This window comes from Phenylobacterium sp. FG114, assembly GCF_057809855.1.
Genome location: NZ_JBMDKU010000005.1, coordinates 139,569 through 162,734, shown reverse-complemented (window position 1 = coordinate 162,734; position 23,166 = coordinate 139,569). Strand labels below are relative to the sequence as shown.

General features: G+C 69.6%; 24 protein-coding genes. 10 read left to right on the top strand and 14 right to left on the bottom strand.

All coding sequences use genetic code 11. The features are described 5' to 3' along the window. The first annotated feature begins 3 nt into the window (after nucleotides 1–3). Nucleotides 4–975 (top strand): cation diffusion facilitator family transporter, encoded by a 972-nt coding sequence (locus ACODSY_RS10235; RefSeq protein WP_488951624.1) that lies wholly within the window; start codon nucleotides 4–6, stop codon nucleotides 973–975. Between the two features lie 174 nt (nucleotides 976–1,149). Next, complete coding sequence (locus tag ACODSY_RS10230; RefSeq protein WP_488951623.1) at nucleotides 1,150–1,527, top strand: VOC family protein; 378 nt, start codon at nucleotides 1,150–1,152, stop codon at nucleotides 1,525–1,527. A 6-nt stretch (nucleotides 1,528–1,533) separates the two neighbouring features. Here ACODSY_RS10230 and ACODSY_RS10225 read toward each other — a convergent pair whose 3' ends face one another. The 3 genes from ACODSY_RS10225 to ACODSY_RS10215 are packed head-to-tail and all read right to left on the bottom strand — an operon-like array spanning nucleotide 1,534 to nucleotide 3,831. Then, nucleotides 1,534–2,619 carry a dihydrofolate reductase gene (locus ACODSY_RS10225; RefSeq protein WP_488951622.1) on the bottom strand — a complete coding sequence of 362 codons (1,086 nt, stop codon included), beginning with the start codon at nucleotides 2,617–2,619 and terminating at the stop codon, nucleotides 1,534–1,536. Between the two features lie 35 nt (nucleotides 2,620–2,654). After that, nucleotides 2,655–2,966 (bottom strand): pyrophosphohydrolase domain-containing protein, encoded by a 312-nt coding sequence (locus ACODSY_RS10220; protein WP_488951621.1) that lies wholly within the window; start codon nucleotides 2,964–2,966, stop codon nucleotides 2,655–2,657. Nucleotides 2,967–2,970: 4 nt separating this feature from the next. Further along, nucleotides 2,971–3,831, bottom strand: coding sequence for a thymidylate synthase (locus ACODSY_RS10215; RefSeq protein ID WP_488951620.1), 861 nt, complete (start codon nucleotides 3,829–3,831; stop codon nucleotides 2,971–2,973). Between the two features lie 177 nt (nucleotides 3,832–4,008). On the opposite strand from ACODSY_RS10215, the gene ACODSY_RS10210 reads away from it, so the two are divergent. Next, nucleotides 4,009–4,248, top strand: coding sequence for a hypothetical protein (locus ACODSY_RS10210; RefSeq protein WP_488951619.1), 240 nt, complete (start codon nucleotides 4,009–4,011; stop codon nucleotides 4,246–4,248). Nucleotides 4,249–4,253: 5 nt separating this feature from the next. On the opposite strand, the gene ACODSY_RS10205 is transcribed toward ACODSY_RS10210, so the two are convergent. After that, nucleotides 4,254–4,796, bottom strand: a complete 543-nt coding sequence (locus ACODSY_RS10205; RefSeq protein ID WP_488951618.1) for a DUF924 family protein — start codon at nucleotides 4,794–4,796, stop codon at nucleotides 4,254–4,256. Between the two features lie 133 nt (nucleotides 4,797–4,929). On the opposite strand from ACODSY_RS10205, the gene ACODSY_RS10200 reads away from it, so the two are divergent. Continuing rightward, nucleotides 4,930–5,715 (top strand): RcnB family protein, encoded by a 786-nt coding sequence (locus ACODSY_RS10200; RefSeq protein WP_488951617.1) that lies wholly within the window; start codon nucleotides 4,930–4,932, stop codon nucleotides 5,713–5,715. Nucleotides 5,716–5,740: 25 nt separating this feature from the next. On the opposite strand, the gene ACODSY_RS10195 is transcribed toward ACODSY_RS10200, so the two are convergent. Further along, the gene (locus tag ACODSY_RS10195; RefSeq protein ID WP_488951616.1) at nucleotides 5,741–6,223 is read right to left on the bottom strand and encodes a Fur family transcriptional regulator; all 483 of its coding nucleotides are present in this window, start codon (nucleotides 6,221–6,223) and stop codon (nucleotides 5,741–5,743) included. Nucleotides 6,224–6,337: 114 nt separating this feature from the next. On the opposite strand from ACODSY_RS10195, the gene ACODSY_RS10190 reads away from it, so the two are divergent. Continuing rightward, nucleotides 6,338–8,332 (top strand): TonB-dependent receptor, encoded by a 1,995-nt coding sequence (locus ACODSY_RS10190; protein ID WP_488951615.1) that lies wholly within the window; start codon nucleotides 6,338–6,340, stop codon nucleotides 8,330–8,332. Between the two features lie 43 nt (nucleotides 8,333–8,375). After that, a complete protein-coding gene (locus ACODSY_RS10185; RefSeq protein ID WP_488951614.1) occupies nucleotides 8,376–9,452 on the top strand; it encodes an alpha/beta fold hydrolase in 1,077 nt (358 codons plus the stop codon). A gap of 168 nt (nucleotides 9,453–9,620) precedes the next feature. On the opposite strand, the gene ACODSY_RS10180 is transcribed toward ACODSY_RS10185, so the two are convergent. The 3 genes from ACODSY_RS10180 to ACODSY_RS10170 form a co-directional block, all read right to left on the bottom strand. Further along, on the bottom strand, nucleotides 9,621–10,643 hold the full coding sequence (locus tag ACODSY_RS10180; protein WP_488951613.1) for a DUF4167 domain-containing protein: 1,023 nt from the start codon (nucleotides 10,641–10,643) through the stop codon (nucleotides 9,621–9,623). A 247-nt stretch (nucleotides 10,644–10,890) separates the two neighbouring features. Next, nucleotides 10,891–11,760 carry a peptide chain release factor N(5)-glutamine methyltransferase gene (gene prmC, locus ACODSY_RS10175; protein WP_488951612.1) on the bottom strand — a complete coding sequence of 290 codons (870 nt, stop codon included), beginning with the start codon at nucleotides 11,758–11,760 and terminating at the stop codon, nucleotides 10,891–10,893. Further along, nucleotides 11,757–12,524, bottom strand: coding sequence for an MOSC domain-containing protein (locus ACODSY_RS10170; RefSeq protein ID WP_488951611.1), 768 nt, complete (start codon nucleotides 12,522–12,524; stop codon nucleotides 11,757–11,759). The genes prmC and ACODSY_RS10170 overlap by 4 nt, the downstream gene beginning before the upstream one ends. Before the next feature lie 109 nt (nucleotides 12,525–12,633). Between ACODSY_RS10170 and ACODSY_RS10165 the strand changes: the two genes are divergently transcribed. Then, the gene (locus tag ACODSY_RS10165) at nucleotides 12,634–13,911 is read left to right on the top strand and encodes a YihY/virulence factor BrkB family protein (protein WP_488951610.1); all 1,278 of its coding nucleotides are present in this window, start codon (nucleotides 12,634–12,636) and stop codon (nucleotides 13,909–13,911) included. Here ACODSY_RS10165 and ACODSY_RS10160 read toward each other — a convergent pair. Further along, nucleotides 13,908–14,576, bottom strand: coding sequence for a DJ-1/PfpI family protein (locus ACODSY_RS10160; protein ID WP_488951609.1), 669 nt, complete (start codon nucleotides 14,574–14,576; stop codon nucleotides 13,908–13,910). The two genes, ACODSY_RS10165 and ACODSY_RS10160, sit on opposite strands and share 4 nt — an antisense overlap. 83 nt (nucleotides 14,577–14,659) lie before the next feature. On the opposite strand from ACODSY_RS10160, the gene ACODSY_RS10155 reads away from it, so the two are divergent. Continuing rightward, a complete protein-coding gene (locus ACODSY_RS10155) occupies nucleotides 14,660–15,631 on the top strand; it encodes a GlxA family transcriptional regulator (protein ID WP_488951608.1) in 972 nt (323 codons plus the stop codon). A gap of 136 nt (nucleotides 15,632–15,767) precedes the next feature. On the opposite strand, the gene prfA is transcribed toward ACODSY_RS10155, so the two are convergent. Further along, nucleotides 15,768–16,844, bottom strand: a complete 1,077-nt coding sequence (prfA, locus tag ACODSY_RS10150; protein WP_488951607.1) for a peptide chain release factor 1 — start codon at nucleotides 16,842–16,844, stop codon at nucleotides 15,768–15,770. An 86-nt stretch (nucleotides 16,845–16,930) separates the two neighbouring features. On the opposite strand from prfA, the gene ACODSY_RS10145 reads away from it, so the two are divergent. Together ACODSY_RS10145 and ACODSY_RS10140 are read left to right on the top strand one after the other, a co-directional pair. Next, nucleotides 16,931–17,509: a pyridoxamine 5'-phosphate oxidase family protein gene (locus ACODSY_RS10145; protein ID WP_488951606.1), complete on the top strand. Its 579-nt coding sequence runs from the start codon at nucleotides 16,931–16,933 to the stop codon at nucleotides 17,507–17,509. 59 nt (nucleotides 17,510–17,568) lie between these two features. Further along, a complete protein-coding gene (locus ACODSY_RS10140) occupies nucleotides 17,569–17,883 on the top strand; it encodes a hypothetical protein (protein WP_488951605.1) in 315 nt (104 codons plus the stop codon). Between the two features lie 63 nt (nucleotides 17,884–17,946). On the opposite strand, the gene ACODSY_RS10135 is transcribed toward ACODSY_RS10140, so the two are convergent. From ACODSY_RS10135 to ptsP, 4 genes are all read right to left on the bottom strand, one after another. Further along, nucleotides 17,947–18,240 carry a hypothetical protein gene (locus ACODSY_RS10135; RefSeq protein ID WP_488951604.1) on the bottom strand — a complete coding sequence of 98 codons (294 nt, stop codon included), beginning with the start codon at nucleotides 18,238–18,240 and terminating at the stop codon, nucleotides 17,947–17,949. Between the two features lie 117 nt (nucleotides 18,241–18,357). Beyond that, the gene (gene ispG, locus ACODSY_RS10130; protein WP_488951603.1) at nucleotides 18,358–19,500 is read right to left on the bottom strand and encodes a flavodoxin-dependent (E)-4-hydroxy-3-methylbut-2-enyl-diphosphate synthase; all 1,143 of its coding nucleotides are present in this window, start codon (nucleotides 19,498–19,500) and stop codon (nucleotides 18,358–18,360) included. A gap of 45 nt (nucleotides 19,501–19,545) precedes the next feature. Further along, complete coding sequence (locus tag ACODSY_RS10125; RefSeq protein ID WP_488951602.1) at nucleotides 19,546–20,694, bottom strand: helix-turn-helix domain-containing protein; 1,149 nt, start codon at nucleotides 20,692–20,694, stop codon at nucleotides 19,546–19,548. Between the two features lie 53 nt (nucleotides 20,695–20,747). Further along, complete coding sequence (gene ptsP / locus ACODSY_RS10120; protein WP_488951601.1) at nucleotides 20,748–23,009, bottom strand: phosphoenolpyruvate--protein phosphotransferase; 2,262 nt, start codon at nucleotides 23,007–23,009, stop codon at nucleotides 20,748–20,750. Between the last annotated feature and the right edge of the window lie 157 nt (nucleotides 23,010–23,166).

Here is a 23,166-nt window from a genome sequence, read left to right as displayed (position 1 = left end):
CTCATGGCGGGAGACTCCAAGCTGGCGATCTATGCCGCGGCCGGCGGCAACATGGCCATCGCGGTCAGCAAGTTCGTGGCGTTCACCTTCACCGGCAGCTCGGCCATGCTGACCGAGGCGGTGCACTCGCTGGCCGACACCGGCAACCAAGGCCTGCTGCTGCTGGGCCTCAAGCGCGCAAGCCGCCCACCGGACGAGGGCCATCCGTTCGGCCACGGCATGGAGCTCTACTTCTGGTCCTTCGTGGTGGCCCTGCTGATCTTCGCCCTGGGCGGCGCCTTCTCCATCTATGAGGGGTTCCTGCGGGTGGCCCAGCCCGAACCCCTGGAAAGTGCGTGGATCAACTTCCTGGTCCTGGGCCTCGCCATCGGGTTCGAGGGCGGATCCTTCCTGGTGGCTTTCCGCGAACACCGTCGCCGGCATGGCGGGCGAGGGCGGTTCCTGAGCTCCATCAAGTCCAGCAAGGACCCCAGCCTCTTCGCCGTCCTGCTCGAGGACGCGGGCGCCCTGATCGGCCTGTTGATGGCCCTGGCCGGCGTGGCCGCCTCGGCGCTGCTGGGCCTCCATTGGGCCGACGGCGTCGCGTCCATCGGCATCGGGATGCTTCTGACCCTGATCGCGATCTTCATGGCCAACGAGACCCGCAGCCTGCTCACCGGCGAGGCCGCCTCGCCTGAGATCGTCGGTGACGTGCGCGCCATCCTGGAGGCCGATCCGCGCGTGGTGCAGGTGATCGAGGTGCTTAGCCTCCACCTGGGGCCGGAGGAGATCCTGGTCGGCGTCACCATCGACTTCGACGACGACCTGCCCGGCGGCGGCGTCGAGGACGCGGCCAGCGAGCTCAGCGCACGGATCCAGGAGGCCCAGCCCTCCATCACCCGGCTGTTCCTGCGCCCCGGCGAAAAGGCGGGGGAGGGACGCCCGAAGGTGGCGCCGATGGCTATGCGAGCGACGGCCAACTCTCCTCACCCGTAGGGGGAGGGGGACCGGCCGAAGGACGGTGGAGGGGGAACGCCACAAGCTCGGCGCTTCCGGTGAGGCCCCCTCCACCATGCTGCGCATGGCCCCCTCCCCCTACGGGTGAGGAGGTAGAACTTGCGCCGACATCGCGTCCCGCTTTGGATGCCGGCAAAAGGGGAGGACGCCGGAATGATCGCCTACACGGCGGTCGGGGTGAACGACATGGATCGCGCGGTCTGCTTCTATGACGCGGTCTTCGCGCCGCTCGGCGCCCAGCGCACCACCACAAGCCCCACCTGGACCGGATACGCGCGCGAGGGGGACCCCGCGCCGTTCTTCCTCACCCGACCGTTCGACCGGGGCGTGGCCACGGGGGGCAACGGGACCATGCTGGCCTTCCGCACCCGCGACCGCGCCGCCGTGGACGCCTTCCATGCCGCGGCCCTGGCCAATGGCGGAACCTGCGAAGGCCCTCCCGGCGTGCGCGAGGGCATGGACCCAGTGTTCTATGCCGCCTACGTCCGCGACCCGGACGGGGCGAAGCTGTGCGCGTTCGTCAGAAAGTAGGGCGTCCTAGACCTCGCCGGACGCCTGCTCGTGCAAGCGCGACAGGACGCGGTGAACGATCGCAGGCTGGCCGCCCACTGCTGGCGCGACCTCGCACGATATTTCGTGCCACCTCGGAGGAGCGAATGGGGGCGTAAGCGCTGCCTCTCGCCCCTCAGCCTGGGTGAGATGGATAAGCTCGCAGTCTTTCAGCGCGGATCGGAGGAGGACTGGGCCGCCTATGACATGGACTGTGTCGATCTCGGTCCCAGCAATGTGCTCTCGCGCGAGGAGGAGTGCGTCGCTTAGCGTCTCCGCCGCCTCGCCCTCCTCCATCATGACCCAGTCGAAGTCGCGCTCGCTCCGCGTCACGACCACGTTCAGTCGATCCGGTAGCGGCCTCTCGGGCAAGCTGTCCCAGGTGCGCCGATCCATGATGACCGGTCGACCGCGGGTTTCTCGTTCGACGATCTCGTAGGAGGGCTCGAGCGTCCAGGGCAGCCGCGCCACCCGCCAAGCATCGGCCGCCTTGGTCGCTGCCGCAGGACCCGCGCAAATGCGTGCAGTCGGCAGGTTGTCGGCGAGTTGCGTGGTCCCCTGTTCTATGAGCGCCTCGATGCGCTTGTTTCGCTTTTCGTGGTCTCTGCGGCGCAGGCCCAAAAATTCTTCCGGGCGAAGGTCGGCCATCAACTCTGGGGGCACGCGGAAGATCGTCGCGTGCGGACGCTCGAATGCGATCTCTAGATATCCTGCGTTCACCAGTCGCGCTGCTTCCGCCGATCCGGAGGGAAGGGGGATGCGGCCGCCGCGGCTGGTCGCAGCAATCAGCAAGGTCAGCCGCGTATCGTAGGATAGGCGGCGTATCCGGCGGTGCATCGACCAGCGCCGGAACCACGTTGCTGGACCGTTTGAGAATACCCAGCCTAAGAGCGCGACCAGAAGGCCCACCACCGCGACGAAGGCCCCCAGGGCAAAACAAATGAGCAGCGGCAGCACAAGTGGAGAGTCGCTCTGCTCGACCGCTCGTAAGCCGAAGTTCGACAGGACGAATATCAAGGTGCCGAGCGCGAAGATGTTGAGCCCGCGACGCCGTCCGGCAAGCCAGCGGGCCATTGCGGAGGTCGCGCGACGCTCCGTTCTCGCCGTACTCAGGCCGCCGACTCCAGCCACTGGAGCCATTTGCGGCGCACGGCCGCGTCAGGGTCGATGCCGAACCGGCGGCAGTAGAGCAGCACCTGGCACAGCAAATCGGCCGCCTCGTCGGCGCGGTCGTGTTCGTTGGCGTCGCCCCGGCCGCGACTCGATAGTCGCAGGTGGGCCTGAGCGAGTTCGCCCAGCTCCTCCTGGAGCTTCAGCAGGTACCAGTCGTCGTCCCGGGCGATACCGAACTTGCCGGCATAGATGTCCGAGATCTCAGCCGCCGATTCCGAAACCTCTCTGAGGGTCAGGGCAGGCTTCATGGCGCTAGACCGCGATCGGGGCTGGGATGGAGGGGTGCGCGCTGTAGCCCTCGAGCCTGAAATCCTCGAACTCGAACGCGAACAGGTCGCTCTTGTCGGCGATATGCATGACCGGCAGGGGACGCGGGTCACGTGACAGTTGTATGCGCGCCTGGTCCCGGTGGTTCAGGTAGAGGTGCGCGTCGCCCAGGGTATGCACGAATTCGCCGGGCTGCAGCCCGCACACCTTGGCCACCATCATCGTCAGCAGGGCGTAGCTGGCGATGTTGAACGGTACGCCCAGGAAGACATCGGCCGAGCGCTGGTAGAGCTGGCAGCTCAGCTTTCCGCCCCCGTTTCCATCTGGCGCCACGAAGAACTGGAACAGGCAGTGGCAGGGCGGCAGCGCCATGTCCTCGACCTCGGCCGGGTTCCAGGCCGAGACGATGTGGCGGCGGCTGTTCGGGTTCGTTTTCAGGCTTTCGACCAGGTTCACGATCTGGTCGACCACCCGCCCGTCGGGCGCGGTCCAGGAGCGCCACTGCTTGCCGTAGACCGGGCCGAGCTCGCCCTCGGCGTCGGCCCATTCGTCCCAGATGCTGACGCCGCGCTCCTGCAGCCAGCGGACATTGGTCTCGCCGCGCAGGAACCACAGCAGCTCCACGATGATCGACTTGCGGTGCAGCTTCTTGGTGGTGAGGAGCGGGAAGCCCTTGGCGAGGTCGAACCGCATCTGGCGGCCGAACACGCCCAGCGTGCCGGTGCCGGTGCGGTCGCCGCGCTCGACCCCGTTCGCCAGGATGTCTTCCAGCAGCGCGAGATATTGCCGCTCGGGGTGGTCCGGGTCGGCGGCATAGGGGGCGGCGATGGCGACGTGGGCGTTCATTCGGCGTCGAAGGTCACCCGGCGAGAGTGATTCGGAAATCGACGATCACGTGAAAGCCCGCCTCATCCACAGGCGCCTTCCGGTCACGGTGTGACCGTTCGTCGATTCGCGGCTTGGCCGGTCCGTTAACGGCCATTAAGAACCCCGCCTACAGTTTTTATGTAGGATGAGATCCGTATGCTGATTTCCGCCATCGCGGCGCTGGCCCTGTTCGCCGCGCCCGAGACGACGCAGGCCGGTGAGCCTGCCGCTGCCGAAAAGCCCGCCAAGTCGGCCAAGGCCGAGGACGAGGGGCCGGCGAAGACCTGCTACACCACCACGCCCAGTGGCTCGCGCATGCCGCGCAAGGTCTGCGTGACCAAGGCCGTCGAGCGCAGCAAGGACGACGCCAAGGTCGAGTCCTCCAAGCCAGACTAGGGTTCTCAGCCCGCGAAGCCGCCGTCGTCGAGGAACGTCTGTTCCTCGGCGGTGGTCGTGCGCCCCAGCGCCGGGTTGCGGTGCGGGAAGCGTCCGAACCGGACGATGATGTCGCGGTGGATCACCGCCCACTTCAGCATCTCCGCGTCGTCGAGTTCCTCGGCCAGGGCGATGCTCAGGTCCTGGTCGGCGATGTCCTCCGAGTGCTCGAACGGCAGCACCATGAATTGGCGCAGCTCGGGTTCGAGCTGAAGGTGCCAGCCCTTTTCGGTGGCGGCGCGCGCGATGGCGCGGGCCTTCGGGTCGGTGGCGAAGGCGTGCCCCGACTTGCGGTAGAGGTTGCGCGGGAACTGGTCGAGCAGGATCAGCAGCGCCAGCGCGCCCTCCGGCGTCTCGGCCCACTTGTCGTATTCGCCCCGCGCCGCCGCATGGTGGACCGGCTCGAACTTCAGCCGGATCGCCTCGTCGAAGGCGGGCTTCGCCGCGTACCACTGCGCGGGCCCGGCGTTCTTCCAGAATCCCAGGATGTCGTTGGGGGTCGCGACCACGGGCCTCTCCTTCAAGCGCCTTGACTTGGCGCAGGGACCATCTCCGTTCAACCCCGGTTCAGCCGCGCCGTCCGATGCTTATGTTCAAGGGACTATCGGGTCGCTCTCTGCGGCCCAGCATTGGATGAACCAGATGAAGATGGCGATGGCGGCTCTGGCCGCCGTGCTTGTGGCTCAGGCGGCGCCCGCGATGGCGCAGGAGCGGGGCGAACGCGGGGATCGCGGCGATCGCGGCGCTATGCGTCAGGAGCGCCTCGAAAGGCGCGACCAGGCGCAGGGTGACCGCTCGGCCGGCGGCCGGCCGCAACAGGAATGGCGCGGTCGCGGCGTCGCTGCGCCTGAAGCAGTGCGTGCGCCGGACGCGCCCCGCGCCCAGCCCGCGCCCCAGGCCGAGCGTCCGCGCTTCCGCGGCGACGGCCCGCGGGGCGACGGCGTCCGCGACGGGCGGCGCGACGGGGATGGCCGCCGCGACTGGAACGGCCGCGGTGACGGCGATCGCCGGGACTGGGGGCGCAACGATGGCCGCCGGGACAACGACCGGCGCGACTGGAACGGCCGGAACGATCATGACCGGCGCGACTGGGATCGGCGTGGCGACAACGACCGCCGCGACTGGGGCCGCCGGGACGACCATCGCCGCTGGGAGCGGGGCCGCTACCCGTCGTCCTACTTCAGCTCGCACCGCTATCGCTACGCCTGGCGTGCGCCCACCGGCTTCTACCTGCGCACCTGGAGCTTCGGGGAGTTCTTCCCCCGCAGCTGGTACGGCCCGGGCTACTACATCGTCGACCCGTGGCAGTACGACCTGCCCCTGCCGCCCCCTGGTTACGAATGGGTGCGCTCGGGCCCTGACGCCCTGCTGATCGACGAGTTCAGCGGCCGCATCGTCCAGGTCGTCCGCGACGTGTTCTGGTACTAGGACGCGGAAGCCGGCGGCGCTGTCTTCAGTGCTGCCGGCAGCCCGCGCAAAGGCCGCGGGCTTCCAGCGTGACCTGCCGCACCTCGTAGCCCGCCTCGCGTGAGGCCGTCAGCGTCGCGCCGAAGTCGGGTTCGAACTCGGCCGCCTCGCCGCAGCAGTCGCAGATCAGGAAGGCGGCCATGTGCCCGCCCTCGATGCGGCAGGGCACATAGGCGTTCAGGCTTTCGATCCGGTGCGCGAAGCCCAGGCGCTCCAGAAACTCGAGCGCGCGATAGACGGTCGGCGGCTTCGCGGGTTCGCCCGCCTCGCCATAGGCCGCGATCAGGTCGTAGGCCTTCAGCGGCGCGTCGGCCGCCAGCAGCAACTCCAGCACCCGGCGGCGTGGGGCGGTCAGCCGCTCCTGCGTTTCGGCGCAGCGTAGCTCGGCGTCCGCCAAGGCGCGGCCCAGCGCGGCGCCGTGCAGCCCGTGGTGGTCGTGCTCCCCGTGATGATGACAGGCGTCGGCCATGGCCCTCAGCTAACCCGGTTCAGCGCCAGGCGGCAACGCGCTTGACGAACGGTTATGTTATTTCATAACAGTACCGCCGTCGTTCAAGCGTAGCCTCCCTAAAAAGGCGTCCTCATGTCCCGCGTCTCCTTCTTTGCCGCCGCCGGCGTTCTCGCGCTGCTCGCTCCCCCCGCCTATGCGGCCGACGACGCCGGCGGTGGCAAGGACCTGGAAGAGGTGGTCGTCACCGCCGCGCCCTATGTGGTGTCGCTCGACTCGACCACCACCAGCGTCAACGTCGTGAAGCGCGAAGCGCTGGACCTGGCGCCGTCCGCCGGCCTGGGCGATGTGCTGGCCAACCTGCCGGGCGTGCGCTCGTCGTTCTTCGGCCCGGGCGCCAGCCGCCCGGTGATCCGTGGCCTGTCCGGTCCTCGCGTCCAGGTGCTGACCAACGGCGTGGGCATGATCGACGCCTCGGGCCTGTCGCCCGACCACCAGGTGGCCAGCGACCCGCAGGAAGCCGAGCGGATCGAGGTGCTGCGCGGACCCTCCGCCCTGGCCTACGGCGGCTCGGCGATCGGCGGCATCGTCAACATCATCGATAGCCGGATCCCGTCGAAGTACGTCGAGGGCGTCCACGGCCGCCTGCTGGGATCGTATAGCACCGGCGACGAGGGCAAGGCCGTGTCCGGGGCCCTGTCGGCGGGCGTCGGCAATGGTTTCAGCGTCACCCTGGACGGGACGCACCGGCGCAGCGAGGACTATGAAATCCCCGTCGACCCGATGTCGAAGGAACTGGCCGCCGAACTGGGCCTGCCGACGCCGTCGCGCTCGAACACCAAGGTGCCCAACACCTTCGTCGACCTCGACGCCTATGGCGCCGGCCTTTCCTACGCCGGCGAGCAAGGCTGGGGCGGCGTGGCCATCAAGCACACGGACAGCAGCTACGGCAGCGCCGCGGAGGAAGACGTCCACATCGGCCTGAAGCAGACGCGCATCGACGCGCGCGGCGGCCTGAACTTCGGCTTCGGCCCGTTCGACAGCATCAAGTTCGCGGGCGGCTATTCAGACTACAAGCACACCGAGTTCGAGGGCGAGGAGCCGGGGACGACCTTCCTCTCCAAGGGCTACGAAGGCCGCGTCGAACTGGTGCAGCCGGATCGCGGCGGCTGGCAGGGCGCCGTCGGCTTCCAGGGCCTGCACCGCACCTTCGACGCCATCGGCGACGAGGCGCTGATCCCGGCCACCAAGATCGACGAACTGGGCGTCTTCACCCTGCAGCGCCTCGACAAGGACAGCTGGGGGATCGAAGGCGGCGTCCGTGTCGACACCCGTTCGATCAAGAACATCCGCGCGGACCGCGACTTCACCAACCTCTCGGGGTCCGTCGGCGTCTTCGCCCGGCCGGCCGAAGGCTGGTTCCTGGGCGCCTCGCTGTCGCGCACCAGCCGCGGCCTGACCGAGGAGGAGCTGTCGTCCTTCGGCGCCCACCCGGCCACCGGCGCCTTCGAGGTCGGCGACCCCAGCCTCGACAAGGAAGTCTCGTACTCGCTCGACACCACGATCCACTACAGCAACGCCGCCTGGACCCTCGACCTGCACGGCTTCTACGCCGACTACGACAACTTCATCGACCTGGTCCCGACCGGCGTCACCGACCCGGACTCTGGCTTCCCGATCTTTAACTTCGTGCAGGGCGGGGCCAAGTTCTACGGGACCGAGGCCGAGGTCGACTTCACCCCCTGGCGCTCGGGCGAAAAGAGCTTCCGCCTGGAGGCCGCCGGCGACTACGTCCACGGCCAGACCGACTTCGGCCCCGCCGCGCGCATCCCGCCCTGGTCGCTGACCGGCCGCGGCGTCTACGAGGGCGGCTGGTGGACCGGTACCGTCGAGGTGCACACCGTCGGCCAGCAGGACCGCGTGGCCGACTTCGAGCTGCCGACCGACGGCTACACCATGCTGAACGCCTCGCTCGTGCTGCGGCCGGTCGCCGACAAGCCCGACTTCAAGGTCTTCGTCGACGCCCACAACCTCACCAACATCGAGGCCCGCGAGCATGCCTCGTTCCTCAAGGACGTCGCCCCCCTGCCGGGTCGCAGCTTCCGGATGGGCGTGGGGTATCGGTTCTGATCCCGGCTCCCTAGACTGCGGTCGCGCAGTCTGGGGAGTTCGCATGCGTAAGGGTTGGGGCAGGGCGCTCGTGGGCGCCGTGGCGGCGCTGGTCTCGCTCGGAGGCGCCCTGGCCGCGCCCGAACCGGCGGCGCACGACTACGTCATCAAGGACTTCAAGTTCGGCAGCGGCGAGACCCTGCCGGAGCTGAAGCTGCACTACTACACCCTGGGCACGCCCAGGACCGACGCGGCCGGCAAGGTGACCAACGCCGTCCTGGTCCTGCACGGCACCGGCGGCACGGGCCGGCAGTTCCTGGCGCCCCAATTCGCCGACGTGCTGTTCACGCCGGGCGGCCTGCTGGACCCCGCGAAGTACTTCATCATCCTGCCCGACGGGATCGGTCACGGCGGATCGTCGAAGCCCTCGAACGGCCTTCGGATGAAGTTCCCGAAGTACGACTACGCCGACATGATCGCGGCCCACCACGCCCTGGTGAGCGACGGGCTCAAGGTCGACAAGCTGCGACTCCTGATGGGTACGTCCATGGGCTGCATGCACGGTTTCATGTGGGCCGAGGCCTGGCCGCAGTCGTCGAAGGCCTTCATGCCGCTGGCCTGCCTGCCGGTCGAGATCGCCGGCCGCAACCGGCTGTGGCGCAAGATGGCGATCGAGGCGGTGAAGGCCGATCCGGCCTGGAACGGCGGCGACTACGCGGCCCAGCCGCAACAGGGGCTGCGCACCGCCCAGGACCTGCTCATCCTGGTGGGCGCCTCGCCGCTGCCGATGCAGAACCAACTGCCGACGCGCCAGGCGGTCGACGACTGGATCGGGCCCGAGTTGGCGCGGCGCATGGCGCCGATCGACGCCAACGACCTCATCTACCAGCTCGACGCCTCGCGCACTTACGACCCGTCGAAGGACCTGGAAAAGATCACGGCGCCGATGACCTGGATCAACTCGGCCGACGACTTCATCAACCCGCCGGAGCTCGGCATTGCCGAGCGCGAGGCCAAGCGGCTGAAGACGGGCAGGTTCGTGCTGATCCCGGCCAGCGAGAAGACCCGCGGCCATGGCACCCACACGGCGGCCGCGCTCTGGCAGGACGAACTCGCGGCGCTGCTGAAGCGGTCGGACTAAGTCCGGAGCCCTTCTCCCCTTGCGGGAGAAGGTGGCAGGCGAAGCCTGACGGATGAGGGGTCGCGCCGACCGCTCCACCCAAACGAAGAAGGGGCCGCCGGACATGCCGGGCGACCCCTCATCCGTCACCCTGCGGGCGACACCTTCTCCCGCAAGGGGAGAAGGAAACTACTCCTCCGACTCCGCCGGAGCCGGGGCGCCTTCGCCGCCTTCGAAGCTGCGCGGGGCGCGGCGGCGGCGGGGCTTGGGCTTCTCTTCCTCGGTCGTGGCGGCTTCGACCACCTTCACGGGGCGGGTGGGGCGCAGGAACGCCGGGACGTTGCTGTGTTCGCCGGCGTCGTCGCGCAGCGACGGGACCGGGGCAGGGGCCTCGGGTTGCGGAGCATCGCCCTGCGGCTGCACCACGGCCAGCGGGTCACGCTCGGGGCGGTCGTCGCGGTCGCGGTTGCGTTCGAAGCGGGGACGGTCCTCACGCGGGCCGCGATCTTCGCGGGGCGGGCGGTCGTCACGCGGACGGTCTTCGCCCTCGGCGCGCGGCCGGTCGTCGCGGTTGCGATTGCGATCGCGGTCTCGATCCCGAGGACGGTCGTCCCGGTCGCGCGGGCGATCATCGCGGGGCCGGTCGTCGCGGTCGCGCCAGCGGTTGCCGTCGCCGCGATCCCGGTCCCGATCGCGGGGCCGATCGTCACGGTCTCGGCCCTGCCACTCGCCCCGGTCGCGATCGCGGTCACGGTTGCGGTTCTGGTCGCGATCCCGGTTCTGGTTCTGGTCGCGGGCTTCGCCATCCTCCCGCGCTTCGCTAGTCTCGGCGGCGGCCTCGTCGGCGGCCATCGCTTGCTGCAGGCCGCTCTCGTCCTCGAAGTCGATGTCGTAGCCCGAGGCGAACTGGTCCCGGCCGATGATTTCGCTGGCGGGACGGTTCGGCTGGGTCGCCCGGATCAGGCGGAAATAGTGCTCTGCGTGCTGCAGATAGTTCTCGGCGAGCACCCGGTCGCCGGACGACGTCGCGTCGCGGGCGAGCTGCTGGTACTTCTCGAAGACGTGCTGGGCGTTGCCGCGCACCTTGACGCCGTCGGGGCCGTTCGAATCGAAAGCCCGGTTGGCGTTGTGCTGCTGAGGCTTTCCGCCGCCGCCGCCGCCACCACCCCGATTGCGCCCGCGCTGGCGCTTCATACCCTTGAAATCTCTCATTTTTAAGAAACCGTTCGGTTCTTCCTTAGCGCCTGTTCGGCGACTTGGCCTTCAGCTTGGTCGGGCCTGGCCCGGGCTATCATGTTGAAGACGTGTGTTTTCCCCGTCTTCCGCCCGGAAGCTCGTCAGCGAGAGGCCCCTGATGAAGAAAGCGTCGCGCCTGTCGGGTTCGGCGGGCGTCCTTCTTAGGGACGCATCTACCTGCAGCACCGACGAATTGGGTGGAGACAGCAACTGATGTAGCGAGTCAGTTCGCCGTTTCCAAGGGCTTTTTCTCGCCTGCGACCACCCGGTCGCGATCGGCGAGGTCCTTGATCGTGGTGACGAACACGGCGCCCGCCGCCTTGAACAGCGCCTCGACGGCGTCCTTCTGGTCGTAGCCGATCTCCACGGCGAACCGTCCGCCGGGCTTCAGCACGCGCAGGATCTCGGGCGCCAGGATGCGGTAGTGGTCCAGGCCGTCGGCGCCGCCCTCGAGCGCCAGCCGGGGCTCGTGGTCGCGCACCTCGGGCTCCAGCGTCTCGATCACGTGGCTGGCGATATAGGGTGGGTTCGACACCACCAGGTCGAATTCATCGCCGTCCAGCCCCGTCGTCCAGTCGCCGCGCAGCAGCGCCACGCGGTTCGCTAGCGCCAGCGAGGCGGCGTTGTCGCGCGCCACCGCCAACGCTTCTTCGGAGACGTCGACGCCCAGCCCCTTGGCTGCCGGCCGCTCGGCCAGCAGCGCCAGCAGGATCGCGCCCGATCCCACGCCCAGGTCCAGGATCCGCCACGGCGCCGTCTCGGGGAACTCGCGCAGCGAATACTCCACCACGGTCTCGGTGTCGGGCCGCGGCGTCAGCACGTCCTTGGTGACGCCCAGCATGATCTTCCAGAAGCCCTTGCGGCCCAGGATGTGGCTCACCGGCTCCCGGCGCTCGCGGCGGCCCAGGTAGTCCTCCAGCCGCGCCTCCTGCTCGGGCGTCAGCGAGCGGTGCGGATCGGTGACGATATCCACCCGCGTGGCGTCGGCCGCGGCCTCGACCAGCAGCCGGGCGTCGATCACCGGGCCGGAGATCCCCGCGGCCTCCAGGCGCGCCTTCGCGCCCTTCCAGGCCTGGACAAGATTGAGGGTCATTGCGGCGCCGTCGCCGCATCGCCCAGGCCGACGCGGCCGGAGGAGGTCATCTGGATGTAGATCCCGCAGAACATGTGGCCGTAGTTGTCGAACAGCGCCTTCACCACCTCGAGGTCGCGCGTCGCCGTGGTCGGATCCACCTCGGTCGCCGCGCAGCGCACGATGGGCTTGAACACCTTGGCCCGCGCCCAGCCGACCATCAACTCGCGGCCGGCCCATTCGTTCTCCGCCCACGCTGGCCAACCGTCGACATAGAGGTTGCCCCGAAAGCGCAGCGGGTCCAGTTCGACTCCCATCTTCTCCGACAGGTCCCGCACGCTGGCCAGGTTGATCACTGAGACTTGCCCCAGCGGGTGGTCGGTGAAACGGAAGGCACCGCGCGCGTCCACCACCTTGAGCGGCCCGCGGAGGTCGTCGGCCGGCAGCAGCCCGCCCAGCCACGCGGCAAAGCCTTGCCGGTCCGCGGGCTCGGCCAGACGGCCCGACCACGCGCCGGCGCCCGGCGCCTCTGCGCTCAGCACGCCGCTTTCCTCGTCATAACGGGTCCGCGCCGCCGCCACCTTCGGGATCGCCGCCAGCACGGTGAACTTCTGCTTGGGGGTGAAGGCCGGCGCCTCGGGATCGTACCCCGACGGGCCGTTCTCCACTGCCCAGATGCGGTCGTGCGGAAACCCCTCGCCGGGGCGGAGGTCCACGTGGGTCAGGCGCTCGGGCGTGAAGCCCTTCACCGGGTGGCGGAAGATTCCCGCGACGTGGCCGCTCATGGCGGCGCTTCTGGCGGAAAGCGGGCCGCGGCTCAAGCTCCGTACCCGTCCGCGGGAACGCACTGCCGCGCCGAGGGGTTAGCCGAAGCGTCGCCAGGGGAGCGCAAGAGTGACGGCTGTCCACGCCAACAGACAATCGCGCCGGCGGGTTCCCCCGTCCGTCGCCAGCCTCGCGCCCTGGGCGTTGACGGCGGCGCTGGCGGCTGCCTGGTGGAACGCGACCCGCACGCGGCCGGTCCCACAGCCCTTGCGCGTCGAGCCCAAGCCGCAGCCGGGCCTCAGCCGCCACACCATTGCCGAGCCCGCCCACTTCGAAGCCCAGGAGCCGGGCCGCGGCCGCGTCGCCGAGCGTCCCGGGCACATCCCCTGGCGAGGCTGGAAGGACATCGTGTGGCGCACCTGGCGCGAGATCAGCCAGGATCGGCTGACCGTCGTGGCCGGCAGTGTCACCTACTACACCCTGTTGGCCATCTTCCCGGCCCTGGGCGTCTTCGTCTCGCTTTACGGCCTGATCGCCGACGTCCGGCTGGTGGAAGAGCAGTTGATCCAGCTCTCGGCGATCTTCCCGCCTGAAGCCGTCCGCCTGCTGGGCGAACAGATGCTCCGCCTGGCCAACGGCAAGGCGGCCGGGCTCTCGGCGGCGTTCGTGATCAGCCTGCTGTTCTCGATCTGGAGCGCCAGCGCCGGCATAAGGTCGCTCTTCGACGGACTCAACATCGCCTACGACGAGACCGAGAAACGCAACTACCTGCTGCGCACGGCCATGACCTACGGCTTCACCCTGGCGCTGCTGGTGTTTCTGGCGGTGGTCAGCGGCATCCTCGTCGCCGCGCCCATTGTCCTGGAGGTGCTGCGCCTGCGCGAAGGCTGGATGATCGCGGCGCGCTGGCCGCTGGTCTACCTCGTGGCGGCCGGGGCCTTCACGATCGCCTACCGCTACGGCCCCAGCCGCCGGCTCGCGCGCTGGCGCTGGCTCATCCCCGGCGGCGCGGCGGCGGCCTTCTTCTGGATGGCGGGCTCGGCCGGCTTCTCCTGGTACCTCAACAACGTCGCCCGCCTGGACGCCACCTATGGTTCGCTCGGGGCGGTCATCGGCTTCATGCTGTGGATCTGGTTCTCGGTGATGGTGGTCCTGATGGGCGCCGAGCTGAACGCCGAGATCGAGCACCAGACCGCCATGGACTCCACCACCGGCGCGCCCAAGCCGATGGGCGAGCGCGGCGCCGCCATGGCCGACACCGTGGGCCTGCGCTTCATCGGCGTCCGCCAGGGAACGAGCCAGCTCCTGGAGATCGCCCGACGCCAGTGGCGCAACCTCCGCAGCAAGCCCGCTCCCGAGACGCCGCCCCTCGCGAACGTCACCGAGCCGGACGAGAGGGCTCGCTAAACCGGCCGCGCCGTCTGGCTGTGTTCCATGTAGTGAGCGGTCGCCTCCGCCGTCTCCGGCCCGAAGTAGCGGCCGATCACGTGCAAGGCGAGGTCGATGCCCGAGGTCAGGCCGCCGGCCGAGGCGACCCGTCCCTCGTCCACGAACCGAGGTGTCCGCTCCAGCTTCACCTTTGGGAACTCCTTGGCGAAGCTGTCGTAGAACTCATGGTGCGTCGTCGCCCGCAGGCCGTCCAGCAGCCCCACCCGCGCCAGCTGGAACGCCCCGGTGCAGACGCTCATGGTCATGTCGGTCTTCTCGGAGGCCGCCTTCAACCACGCGCGCGAGCCCTCGGTCGACTTCTGGGCTGGCACGACGATCACGTGCGGCTGCGGGACCGTCTCGATGCTGTAGTGCGGCTTCACCATCAGCCCGCCGGTCATCCGCACCGGCTCCAGCGTCGGGGCGACCGTGAACAGCCGGAACGGGTGCGCCATTTCCCCGTCGATCGTCGGCATCGCGTCCTGAAAGGCCTCCCACGGCCCGGCGGTGTCGATCACGTTCGCGCCGTCGCCCAGCATGAAGGCGACCAGGATCATCCTGCGGCGGGGCAGGGGCGCCGCGGCCGCGAGGGTGGGGGCCGCAGCGACGGCGAGGCTGGCGGTGATGAGCTGGCGACGGTCCATGGGCCGGATCCTCCGATGCTGCCCGTAAGCCTAGAGCGTGAGGGGGGCTTGGCGAGAAGGACGCCCTCCGGTCAAATCCAGCCATGACTCCGCGCCTGCCGCACCACGTCTGCCTGCTGGCCTTTCCCGACGCCCAGGCGCTCGACATCGTGGGGCCGCTGGAGGTCTTCGCCCGCACCGAGCGCTGGCTGCGCGATACCTGGAAGACGGCCGGCGCATACCGGACGGAGCTGGTGGGACTGGAGCCCGGCCCGTTCCGCACCTCGGGCGGCCTGGAGCTCACCGCCGCGCGATCCTTCCGCGATGTAGACAGTTGCGACACCCTGCTGGTGGCCGGCGGCATCGGCTGGGAGGCGGCGTGCGATCCGGCCGTCCTGGCCTGGCTGCGGGCGATGGCGCCGCGCACCCTGCGTCTCGGCTCGATCTGCACCGGCGCCCTCGTTCTCGCAGCCGCGGGCCTGCTGGACGGGCGGCGCGCCACGACCCACTGGGCCTATTGCGAGCGGCTGGCGGCCCTGGCCCCCGATTGCCGCATCGAGCCAGACGCCATCTACGTCCAGGATGGCCGGCTGTTCACCTCGGCCGGCGTCACCACCGGCATGGACATGGCCCTGGAGATGGTCGAGCAGGACCACGGCAAGGCCACCGCCGTGGCCGTCGCCCAGGAACTGGTGATCTACCGGAAGCGCCCTGGCGGGCAGGCCCAGTTCAGCCGTTTCCTCGAGGCGGAACGGCGCGAGGATCGCCTGGGAGAGCTCCAGCTCTGGATCCTGGACCACCTGGACGAAGACCTGCCGCTGGGCCGCCTGGCCGCCGCGGCCGGCATGAGCCCGCGGCATTTCTCCCGCCGCTTCAAGGATGAGGTGGGCGTCACCCCCGCCGCCTACGTCGCCCGCGTGCGCCTGGAGGAAGCGCGGCGGCGCCTCGAAGCTGGCTCGCACAGCCTCAAGGATGTCGCCCGCACCTGCGGCTTCGCCGACGAACAGAACCTCCGCCGCGCCTTCCGCAAGCATGTCGGCGTGGCCCCCGGGGCGTATCGCGAGAGGTTCGGATAGGAACCACGAAAGACACGAAAAACACGAAAGGAGAGGGTGTCTGATTGCCGCGAAGCGGCGTCCGCAAAGGCTCGAGCGGCGCCGTGGGCTTTCGTGTTTTTCGTGTCTTTCGTGGTTCAAAGCGCGATTCGCGCGGTCAGCCGAACTCGTCTTCCAGCGCCGCCAGCCGGGCGGCCTGGTCCTCGGCGATCAGCGGATTGATCACGTCGTCCAGCGCCTCGCCCTCCATGACCTTGGGCAGGTTGTAGAGCGTCAGGTTGATGCGGTGGTCGGTCACCCGGCCCTGCGGGAAGTTGTAGGTGCGGATGCGCTCGGACCGGTCGCCCGAGCCCACCTGGCTCTTGCGAGCGTCTGAGCGGGCGGTGTCCAGGGCCTCGCGCTGCTGGTCGTACAGCTTCACCTTCAGCGCCTTCATGGCCCGCGCGCGGTTCTGGTGCTGCGACTTCTCCGAACTGGTCACCACGATGCCGGTGGGCAGGTGGGTGATGCGCACGGCTGAGTCGGTCTTGTTCACGTGCTGGCCGCCCGCGCCCGACGAGCGGTAGGTGTCGATGCGCAGGTCCTGGTCGCGGATCTCGATCTCCACGTCCTCCGGCTCGGGCAGGATCGCCACCGTGGCCGCGGAGGTGTGGATGCGGCCCTGGGCCTCGGTGGCCGGCACCCGCTGCACCCGGTGCACGCCGCTTTCGAACTTCAGCCGCCCGAACACCCCGTCGCCGGTGATCGCGGCCACGATTTCCTTGTAGCCGCCCATCTCGCCCTCGGTGAGCGAGTCGATCTCGACCCGCCAGCCCTTCGACTGGGCGTAGCGCTGGTACATCCGGAACAGGTCGCCGGCGAACAGCGCCGCCTCGTCGCCGCCGGTGCCGGCGCGCACCTCGAGGATGGCCGAGGCGTTCTCGTCCTTGTCCTTGGGCGCCAGCAGCAGGGCAACGTCGTGCTCCAGCGCCGGCAGGCGTTCCTTCAGCGCCTCCAGTTCGTCGCGGGCCATCTCGGCCATGTCCGCGTCGCCCGAGGCCAGCATCTCCTCCAGCTCCGGCCCCTCGGCCTTGGCCTTCTCCAGCGCGGTGACCGCGTCGGCCACCGGCTTCAGCTCGGCATGCTCCTTCGAGAGGCGCACGATCTCGGCGCCGTCGGTGGCCGCGCCCATGCGCGCCTCGATCTCGCGGAAGCGGTCGAGCACCTGGTCGAGCCTGGCCTGGGGAAGTCGCACGTGTTCGGTCCTTCGAAGGGCGCTGTCTGTAGCCGAGGCCGCGCGCGGCGCCAAATCCGCGCTATGGTCCGCGCGGGAGGATCGCCATGTACCACGAGGGCAATCGGGCGCTGCAGGACGCCTTCGACAGCCGGGCCCTGGCCGACCGGCTGGAGGAGAAGCTGCGGCACGACCGCTTCACCGAGGCCGACGCGGGCTTCATCGCCGCACAGCCGTTCTTCTTCCTGGCCACGGCGGATGGCGAGGGCCGTCCCGACTGTTCGTTCAAGGGCGGCCCGCCGGGGTTCGTCCAGGTGGTCGCCCCCGACCTGCTCGTGTTCCCCGATTACGACGGCAACGGCATGTTCAAGAGCCTGGGCAACATCGCCGCCAACCCGCACGTGGGCCTGCTGTTCATCGCCATGGGCGAGCGCGCCGGACGCCTGCGGGTCAACGGGCGCGCCGAGGTCGTGGCCGACGACCCGATGATGGCCGGCGTTCCCGGCGCTCAGCTCCTGGTCAAGGTGACGCCGGTGGACATCTTCCCGAACTGCCCGCGCTACATCCCGAAGATGGCCATCGAGGAGCCGTCTCCCTATTCGCCGGCGCTCGGTGCGCCGCCGCTCGAACCGAAGTGGAAGGCCTTCCCGGACTTCGCCGACGTGGTCCCTCCGCGCAGGCGATAGGCGGAACGCTCCGCGCCGCTGGGGGTTTTGAGCCCCGGTGACATACGGAGAAGAGTGAAATGGCGATCGAACGCGTGACTGAACGCAGCGACGGCCTGACCCGCGAGCGCGTGGTCGAGCGCGACGCAGGCGGCACGACCTATGTCGATACGGGCCGGGGTTCCGGCCTCGGCGGCGTGATCATCGGCCTCGCGGTCCTCGCGATGGTGGCGATCATCGCGTTCTTCCTGCTGCAGTCGAACCGCAACGACGCGATCCGCACCGACGCGGTGACCAGCGCCGCGTCCAGCGTGGCCGACAGCGCCGGCAACGCGGCCGAGGGTGTCAGCTCCGCCGCCAACCGCGCCGCCGACGCGGTGACGCCCAGCAACTAGACGCGAGAAAGGCCCCCTCCGTCGCCGGAAGGGGCCTTTCCGTACGCCTCGCGGCGTGAATGGCTAGGCGCGTTCGCCGGTCAGGGCGGCGTTGCCGAACATGCCCAGCTTGCAGTTGCCGGTCATCTTGTCGCCCTCGACCTTGGCCGTGAACTCGAGCTTCATCGGCATCGGGTTGGTGATGTCGGTGCTCCAGGTCAGGGTGTCGCCGTCGATCTTACCGGTGACTTCCTGCGCGCCCATTTCCGAGTCGACCTTGCCGGTGAAGGTGTCGCCGCTGGTGGCGATGTTCACCGCCATGGTGCGCGCGCCCATCGGCGTGTTGATCGTGACTTTCCAGTTGCCGTCCGCGGACATGTCGTCCCTCCCAAGAATTGGACGCGCACCTAAGCGCGTCATGCGGTCGCATGCAAGAGTGACGCGGGCGTCATTTTTGTGTCCGAGCCGTTTATCGCGCCGCCGGGTTCGGGCGGGCTACTCCGCCGCTTGCAGCGCCTCGGCCTTCGCAGCCTCGATCTCGCGCGCGCGGGCTTCCACCAGCGCCACGATGTGGTCGACCATGCCTTCGTTGTCCTGCTTGTGGTCGGGCTTCCCGGCCACATAGACCATGCCCGCGCCCTTGCCGCCGCCGGTGAAGCCCAGGTCGGTCATCAACGCCTCGCCCGGGCCGTTCACCACACAGCCGATGATCGACAGGCTCATGGGCGTGGCGATGTGGGCCAGCCGCTGCTCCAGGGTCTCCACCGTCTGGATCACATTGAAGCCCTGCCGCGCGCACGATGGGCAGGCGATGATGTTCACGCCCCGGTGGCGCAGGCCCAGGCTCTTCAAGATGTCGAAGCCGACCTTCACCTCTTCCACCGGGTCGGCCGCCAGGCTGACGCGGATGGTGTCGCCGATCCCGGCCCAGAGCAGCGAGCCGATGCCGATCGAGCTCTTCACCGTGCCGGTCCGCGTGGCGCCCGCCTCGGTCACGCCCAGGTGCAGCGGACAGTCGATGGCCTCGGCCAGCTGCTGGTAGGCGGCCACCGTCATGAACGGGTCGGACGCCTTCACGCTGATCTTGAACTCGTGGAAGTCGTGGTCCTGCAGGATGCGAGCGTGGTTCAGCGCGCTCTCGACCATGGCGTCGGGGCAGGGCTCGCCGTACTTCTCCAGCAGGTCGCGCTCCAGCGAGCCGGCGTTGACGCCGATGCGCATGGAACAGCCGTGGTCGCGGGCGGCCTGGATGACCTCCTTCACCCGCGCGGCGTTGCCGATGTTGCCAGGATTGATCCGCAGGCAGGCCGCGCCCGCCTGGGCCGCCTCGATGCCGCGCCGGTAGTGGAAGTGGATGTCGGCCACCAGCGGGACCTTGGCCGCCCGGGCGATCTCCTTGAACGCCGCCGTGGCGTCCTCGTCGGGACACGACACCCGCACGATGTCGGCGCCAGCCTCCTCGAGCTGGCGGATCTGCTCGATCGTGGCCTTGGCGTCACCGGTGACCGTGTTGGTCATCGACTGGACCGTAATCGGCGCGTCGCCGCCGACCTCGACGTTCCCCACGCGGATTTTGCGGCTCTTCCGGCGGTCGATGGCGCGCCAGGGGCGTACGGCGGTGTGGGCTTCGGTCGTCATGCGGTGGCGAAAATAGTCTGTCCGAGGAGGAAACCCAACCGGAGCTTACGGTCGCGGGGGCTGGGCGGGCCTGGTCGCGGGCGTCGCGGGCGGCAGCTGGATGACCGGGGCCGCCGGCCGCGGCGTCGCGGCGGGTGGCGGCGAGGCCGGCGTCGCCAGCTTGGACGCCAGCACCTGCTGCGCTGGCAGCACGCCCTTCGACTGGCCGGCTACGAACACCTGGAAGTCGTGCGGCGCGGAGACGTCCAGCGTCAGGCCGGGAAGCTGCGGGACCCGGTAGGCCTCGCCCTTGGCGAGCTGGCGCGCGAAATAGACCGAGCCGTCCTGGCCGCGCACGATCAGGGCGCCGGCCTTGATCGCCTGCACCGTCACCACCGAGGTCAGCTTTGGATTACCGGAGTCGTAGATCCTGCCCTTCGGCGTGAACACCGTCGGCAGCGAGGCCAGGTCCACCGGCGGCGGTTCGCCCACCCGGGTCGGCGACGGGGCCGGGGTCGGCGGGGCGTTGGGATCGGTGATGCCCGTGGCCGCGGCCAGGCCGGGGGTCTCGTAGGGCGGGGGCGTGGTGGACTCCACCGGCGCGGGCAGGGGATAGCCCAGCTCGACCGTGCTCGGCTTTACCTGGCTCAGCGCCTTGGCGGTCTGTGCGGCCGGGGCCAGCGGCGGCGGCGGCGCGGCGGCCATCATCGCCCGCTGGGCCACGTTCCACAGCACGATGGCCACGATGATGACCAGCGCGCCGATCAGGAAGGCCGCCACGCGCGGATCCTTCTCGTCGATCATGCCGACCGGCGCGCGCAGCGCTTCCTCCAGCACCGGCTCGTCGCTCTTGAACCGCTCGGTGGCGAGGTCCGGGTCCAGGCCAAGCGCGGTGGCGTAGGCGCGGATGTAGCCGATGGTGAACGGCCGCGACGGCAGGGCGTCCAGCCTCATCTCCTCGATCGCCTCGAGGTAGGCGCGGCGCACCCGCGTGCGCTCGGCCAGCTCGGGCAGGGTCAACCCCTTCTCTTGGCGGATCGCCTTCAGCGCCTCGCCGAGGGTCTCGTGCGCGAACAGAGGATCCACCGGCGGTGGCGGGCCCGCCTCGGGGGCCGTCGTCTCGGCCGAGGCGTCCTCCGAAGCGCCGAGATTCAGCGCCGCGCGCATACGTCCGCGGGCGGTGTCGGCCTTCTTCGATGTGCGTTTCCGTAACACGCGGGACCTGGGCTCCTCAGCCGCCGGACAGTGTCGCCGGATTCGGGCGAGGATCAGACGGCGAGGTAGAGTTTGCGTGCGAGGGTTTCAATCTCGTTCCGAACCGATCCGGCCGAGGACTTGAGCAGGGCGGAAACTCCACGCCGCGCCGCCTCGCGGTCGCAGCTCAGCACCATCTGCTTCACCGGCCCGATGCCGGCCGGCGACATCGACAGCCGCTCGAAGCCCAGGGCCACCAGGGTGAAGGCCTCCAGCGGCCGGCTCGCCAGTTCGCCGCAGACGCTGACCGGCGTGCCGGTCTCGGCGCAGGCTCGCTGGATCGCCTCCAGCGCGCGCAGGGCGGGCGGCGAGAGGATGTCGTAGCGGTCGGCCACCCGCGGGTTCCCCCGGTCGGCGGCGAACAGGTACTGCATCAGGTCGTTGGTGCCGACGCTGACGAAGTCCGTCATCGGCAGCAGGGCGTCCAGGTGCCAGATCACCGACGGCGCCTCGATCATCGCGCCGACGTCCAGCCGCGAGGGGGCCGGGCGGCCCCGCCGCTGGGCCCAGGCGATCTCCGTCTCCACCAGCGCGCGGCCGGCGCGGAACTCGTCCACGCTGGCGACCAGGGGGAACATGATGCGCAGCGGCCGCCCGCGGGACGCCGCGATCAGCGCCCGAAGCTGCAGGCGCAGCAGCGCCGGCCGGTCCAGGCCCATGCGGATCGCCCGCCAACCCAGCGCGGGGTTCTCCTCGCGCTCGGCCTCCATGTACGGCACCACCTTGTCGCCGCCGAGATCCAGGGTGCGGAAGGTTACCGGCAGGTCGCCCGCCGCGTCCATCACCCGTGAATACAGAGACGTCTGGGCGTCGAAGCGCGGGATCGCCTCCGAGACCATGAACTGGAACTCGGTGCGGAACAGGCCGATGCCCTCGGCGCCCGTCTCGGCCAGGCTCTCCAGGTCCACGTCCAGGCCCGCGTTCATCAGCAGCGTGATCTTCACCCCGTCGCGGGTGAAGGCCGGCGTGTCCTTCAGCTTGGCGAACTCGGCCTGACGCTGCCGGCGCACGTCCATGCGCGCCTTGATCGCGTTGGCCACGTCGGTGCGCGGACGCAGGAACGCCTCGCCCGTCTCGGCGTCGACGATGACCGGGTCGCCCTCCGAGACCTTGTCACGCAAGCCGTTCAGGCGGCCGACGCAGGGGATGTCCAGAGCGCGGGCCACGATCGCCGCGTGGCTGGTCTGCGACCCCTCCTCCAGCAAGAGCCCGCGCAGCCGCGTGCGGTCGTATTCCAGGAGGTCGGCTGGTCCGAGGTTGCGCGCGATCAGGATGGCGTTGTCGGGCAGGTCGCGCGCCACGCTGCCGTCGCCCGACAAGTGCCGCAGCAGCCGGTCGTTCAGGTCTTCCAGGTCGTGCAGCCGCTCGCGCAGATAGGGGTCGCGGGCCTGGCCCAGTCGGGCGCGGTGCTCGGAGCGCACCCGCTCAACCGCCGCCTCGGCCGTCAGGCCGTTCTTCACCGCGTCCTCCAGGCTGCGGTTCCAGCCGCGGTCATGGGCGAACATGCGGTAGGTCTCGAGCACCTCGTACGAGGCGTCGACCAGGCCGTGCTGGCCCTCCAGCATCTGGTCGATCTGGTTCTTGAGGCCCTCCAGCGCCGCCGCCAGGCGCGCCTCCTCGGCCACCACGTCGTCCGACAGCAGCTGCGACGAGGCGACCGGCGGCTCGTGCAGGACCGCCACGCCATAAGCCAGGCCGTCGGCGAACTTCGAGCCCTTCAGTCGCTCGGGGCGGCGGGGCGCCAGTTCCACGCCCTCCAGCTCGCCGATGCTGATCAGTTCGCCCGAGGCGACCATCTCGGCCACGACCATGGCGACGATCTGGATGTCCTCGACCTCGTCCTCGGAATAGACCCGCTCGGTGCGGTTCTGGACCACGAGCACGCCGATGACCCGCCCGCCGCGCAGCAAGGGCACGCCCAGGAAGGCGTGATAGGGGTCTTCGCCGGTTTCCGGCCGGTACGAGAAGGCCGGATGCTCGGGCGCGTCGGCCAGGTTCAGCGGCCGACCCAGGCGCATGATCTCGCCCACCAGGCCCTCGCCGGGCTTCATCCGCGTCACGTGGACCGCGTTGGCGTCCAGGCCTTCGGTGGCGAACAGCTCCATCTCGCCGCTGGCGCGGCGTAGGTAGATCGAGCAGACCTCCGCCACCATAGAGAGGGCGATGATGCGCACCACCATGTCCAGGCGCTGCTGCGCCGGACCGCCCCCGGCGAGCGCCTCGCGGATCTGCCGCAGCAGGCTCCGCTGTCCGCGTATGGCCACTTGCGGCGCCATCCTGGGGTAAATTCTCCTCCCTCGCCCTTTGCCGGGTCCCTAACAGCTTTATCTTGCGGAACCGAGGCCCAAAAGCCCCCGCATTCCGCCCAAAAGCGGTGTTTGCGCCCGCGGCATGCAGGCCGGCCCGCCGTCCGGCCGACCCACTACATAGGCG

Coding starts and splice junctions, on each gene's coding strand:
- ACODSY_RS10185 (WP_488951614.1), top strand. CDS start 8,376: ATGCGTAAGGGTTGGGGCAGGGCGCTCGTGGGCGCCGTGGCGGCGCTG.
- ACODSY_RS10225 (WP_488951622.1), bottom strand. CDS start 2,619: ATGGCCCGCTGGCTTGCCGGACGGCGTCGCGGGCTCAACATCTTCGCG.
- ACODSY_RS10215 (WP_488951620.1), bottom strand. CDS start 3,831: ATGAACGCCCACGTCGCCATCGCCGCCCCCTATGCCGCCGACCCGGAC.
- ACODSY_RS10190 (WP_488951615.1), top strand. CDS start 6,338: ATGTCCCGCGTCTCCTTCTTTGCCGCCGCCGGCGTTCTCGCGCTGCTC.
- ACODSY_RS10155 (WP_488951608.1), top strand. CDS start 14,660: ATGACTCCGCGCCTGCCGCACCACGTCTGCCTGCTGGCCTTTCCCGAC.
- ispG (WP_488951603.1), bottom strand. CDS start 19,500: ATGACGACCGAAGCCCACACCGCCGTACGCCCCTGGCGCGCCATCGAC.
- ACODSY_RS10145 (WP_488951606.1), top strand. CDS start 16,931: ATGTACCACGAGGGCAATCGGGCGCTGCAGGACGCCTTCGACAGCCGG.
- ACODSY_RS10200 (WP_488951617.1), top strand. CDS start 4,930: ATGAAGATGGCGATGGCGGCTCTGGCCGCCGTGCTTGTGGCTCAGGCG.
- ACODSY_RS10230 (WP_488951623.1), top strand. CDS start 1,150: ATGATCGCCTACACGGCGGTCGGGGTGAACGACATGGATCGCGCGGTC.
- prmC (WP_488951612.1), bottom strand. CDS start 11,760: ATGACCCTCAATCTTGTCCAGGCCTGGAAGGGCGCGAAGGCGCGCCTG.
- ACODSY_RS10160 (WP_488951609.1), bottom strand. CDS start 14,576: ATGGACCGTCGCCAGCTCATCACCGCCAGCCTCGCCGTCGCTGCGGCC.
- ACODSY_RS10210 (WP_488951619.1), top strand. CDS start 4,009: ATGCTGATTTCCGCCATCGCGGCGCTGGCCCTGTTCGCCGCGCCCGAG.
- ACODSY_RS10135 (WP_488951604.1), bottom strand. CDS start 18,240: ATGTCCGCGGACGGCAACTGGAAAGTCACGATCAACACGCCGATGGGC.
- ptsP (WP_488951601.1), bottom strand. CDS start 23,009: ATGGCGCCGCAAGTGGCCATACGCGGACAGCGGAGCCTGCTGCGGCAG.
- ACODSY_RS10180 (WP_488951613.1), bottom strand. CDS start 10,643: ATGAGAGATTTCAAGGGTATGAAGCGCCAGCGCGGGCGCAATCGGGGT.
- ACODSY_RS10170 (WP_488951611.1), bottom strand. CDS start 12,524: ATGAGCGGCCACGTCGCGGGAATCTTCCGCCACCCGGTGAAGGGCTTC.
- ACODSY_RS10195 (WP_488951616.1), bottom strand. CDS start 6,223: ATGGCCGACGCCTGTCATCATCACGGGGAGCACGACCACCACGGGCTG.
- ACODSY_RS10140 (WP_488951605.1), top strand. CDS start 17,569: ATGGCGATCGAACGCGTGACTGAACGCAGCGACGGCCTGACCCGCGAG.
- ACODSY_RS10220 (WP_488951621.1), bottom strand. CDS start 2,966: ATGAAGCCTGCCCTGACCCTCAGAGAGGTTTCGGAATCGGCGGCTGAG.
- ACODSY_RS10235 (WP_488951624.1), top strand. CDS start 4: ATGGCGGGAGACTCCAAGCTGGCGATCTATGCCGCGGCCGGCGGCAAC.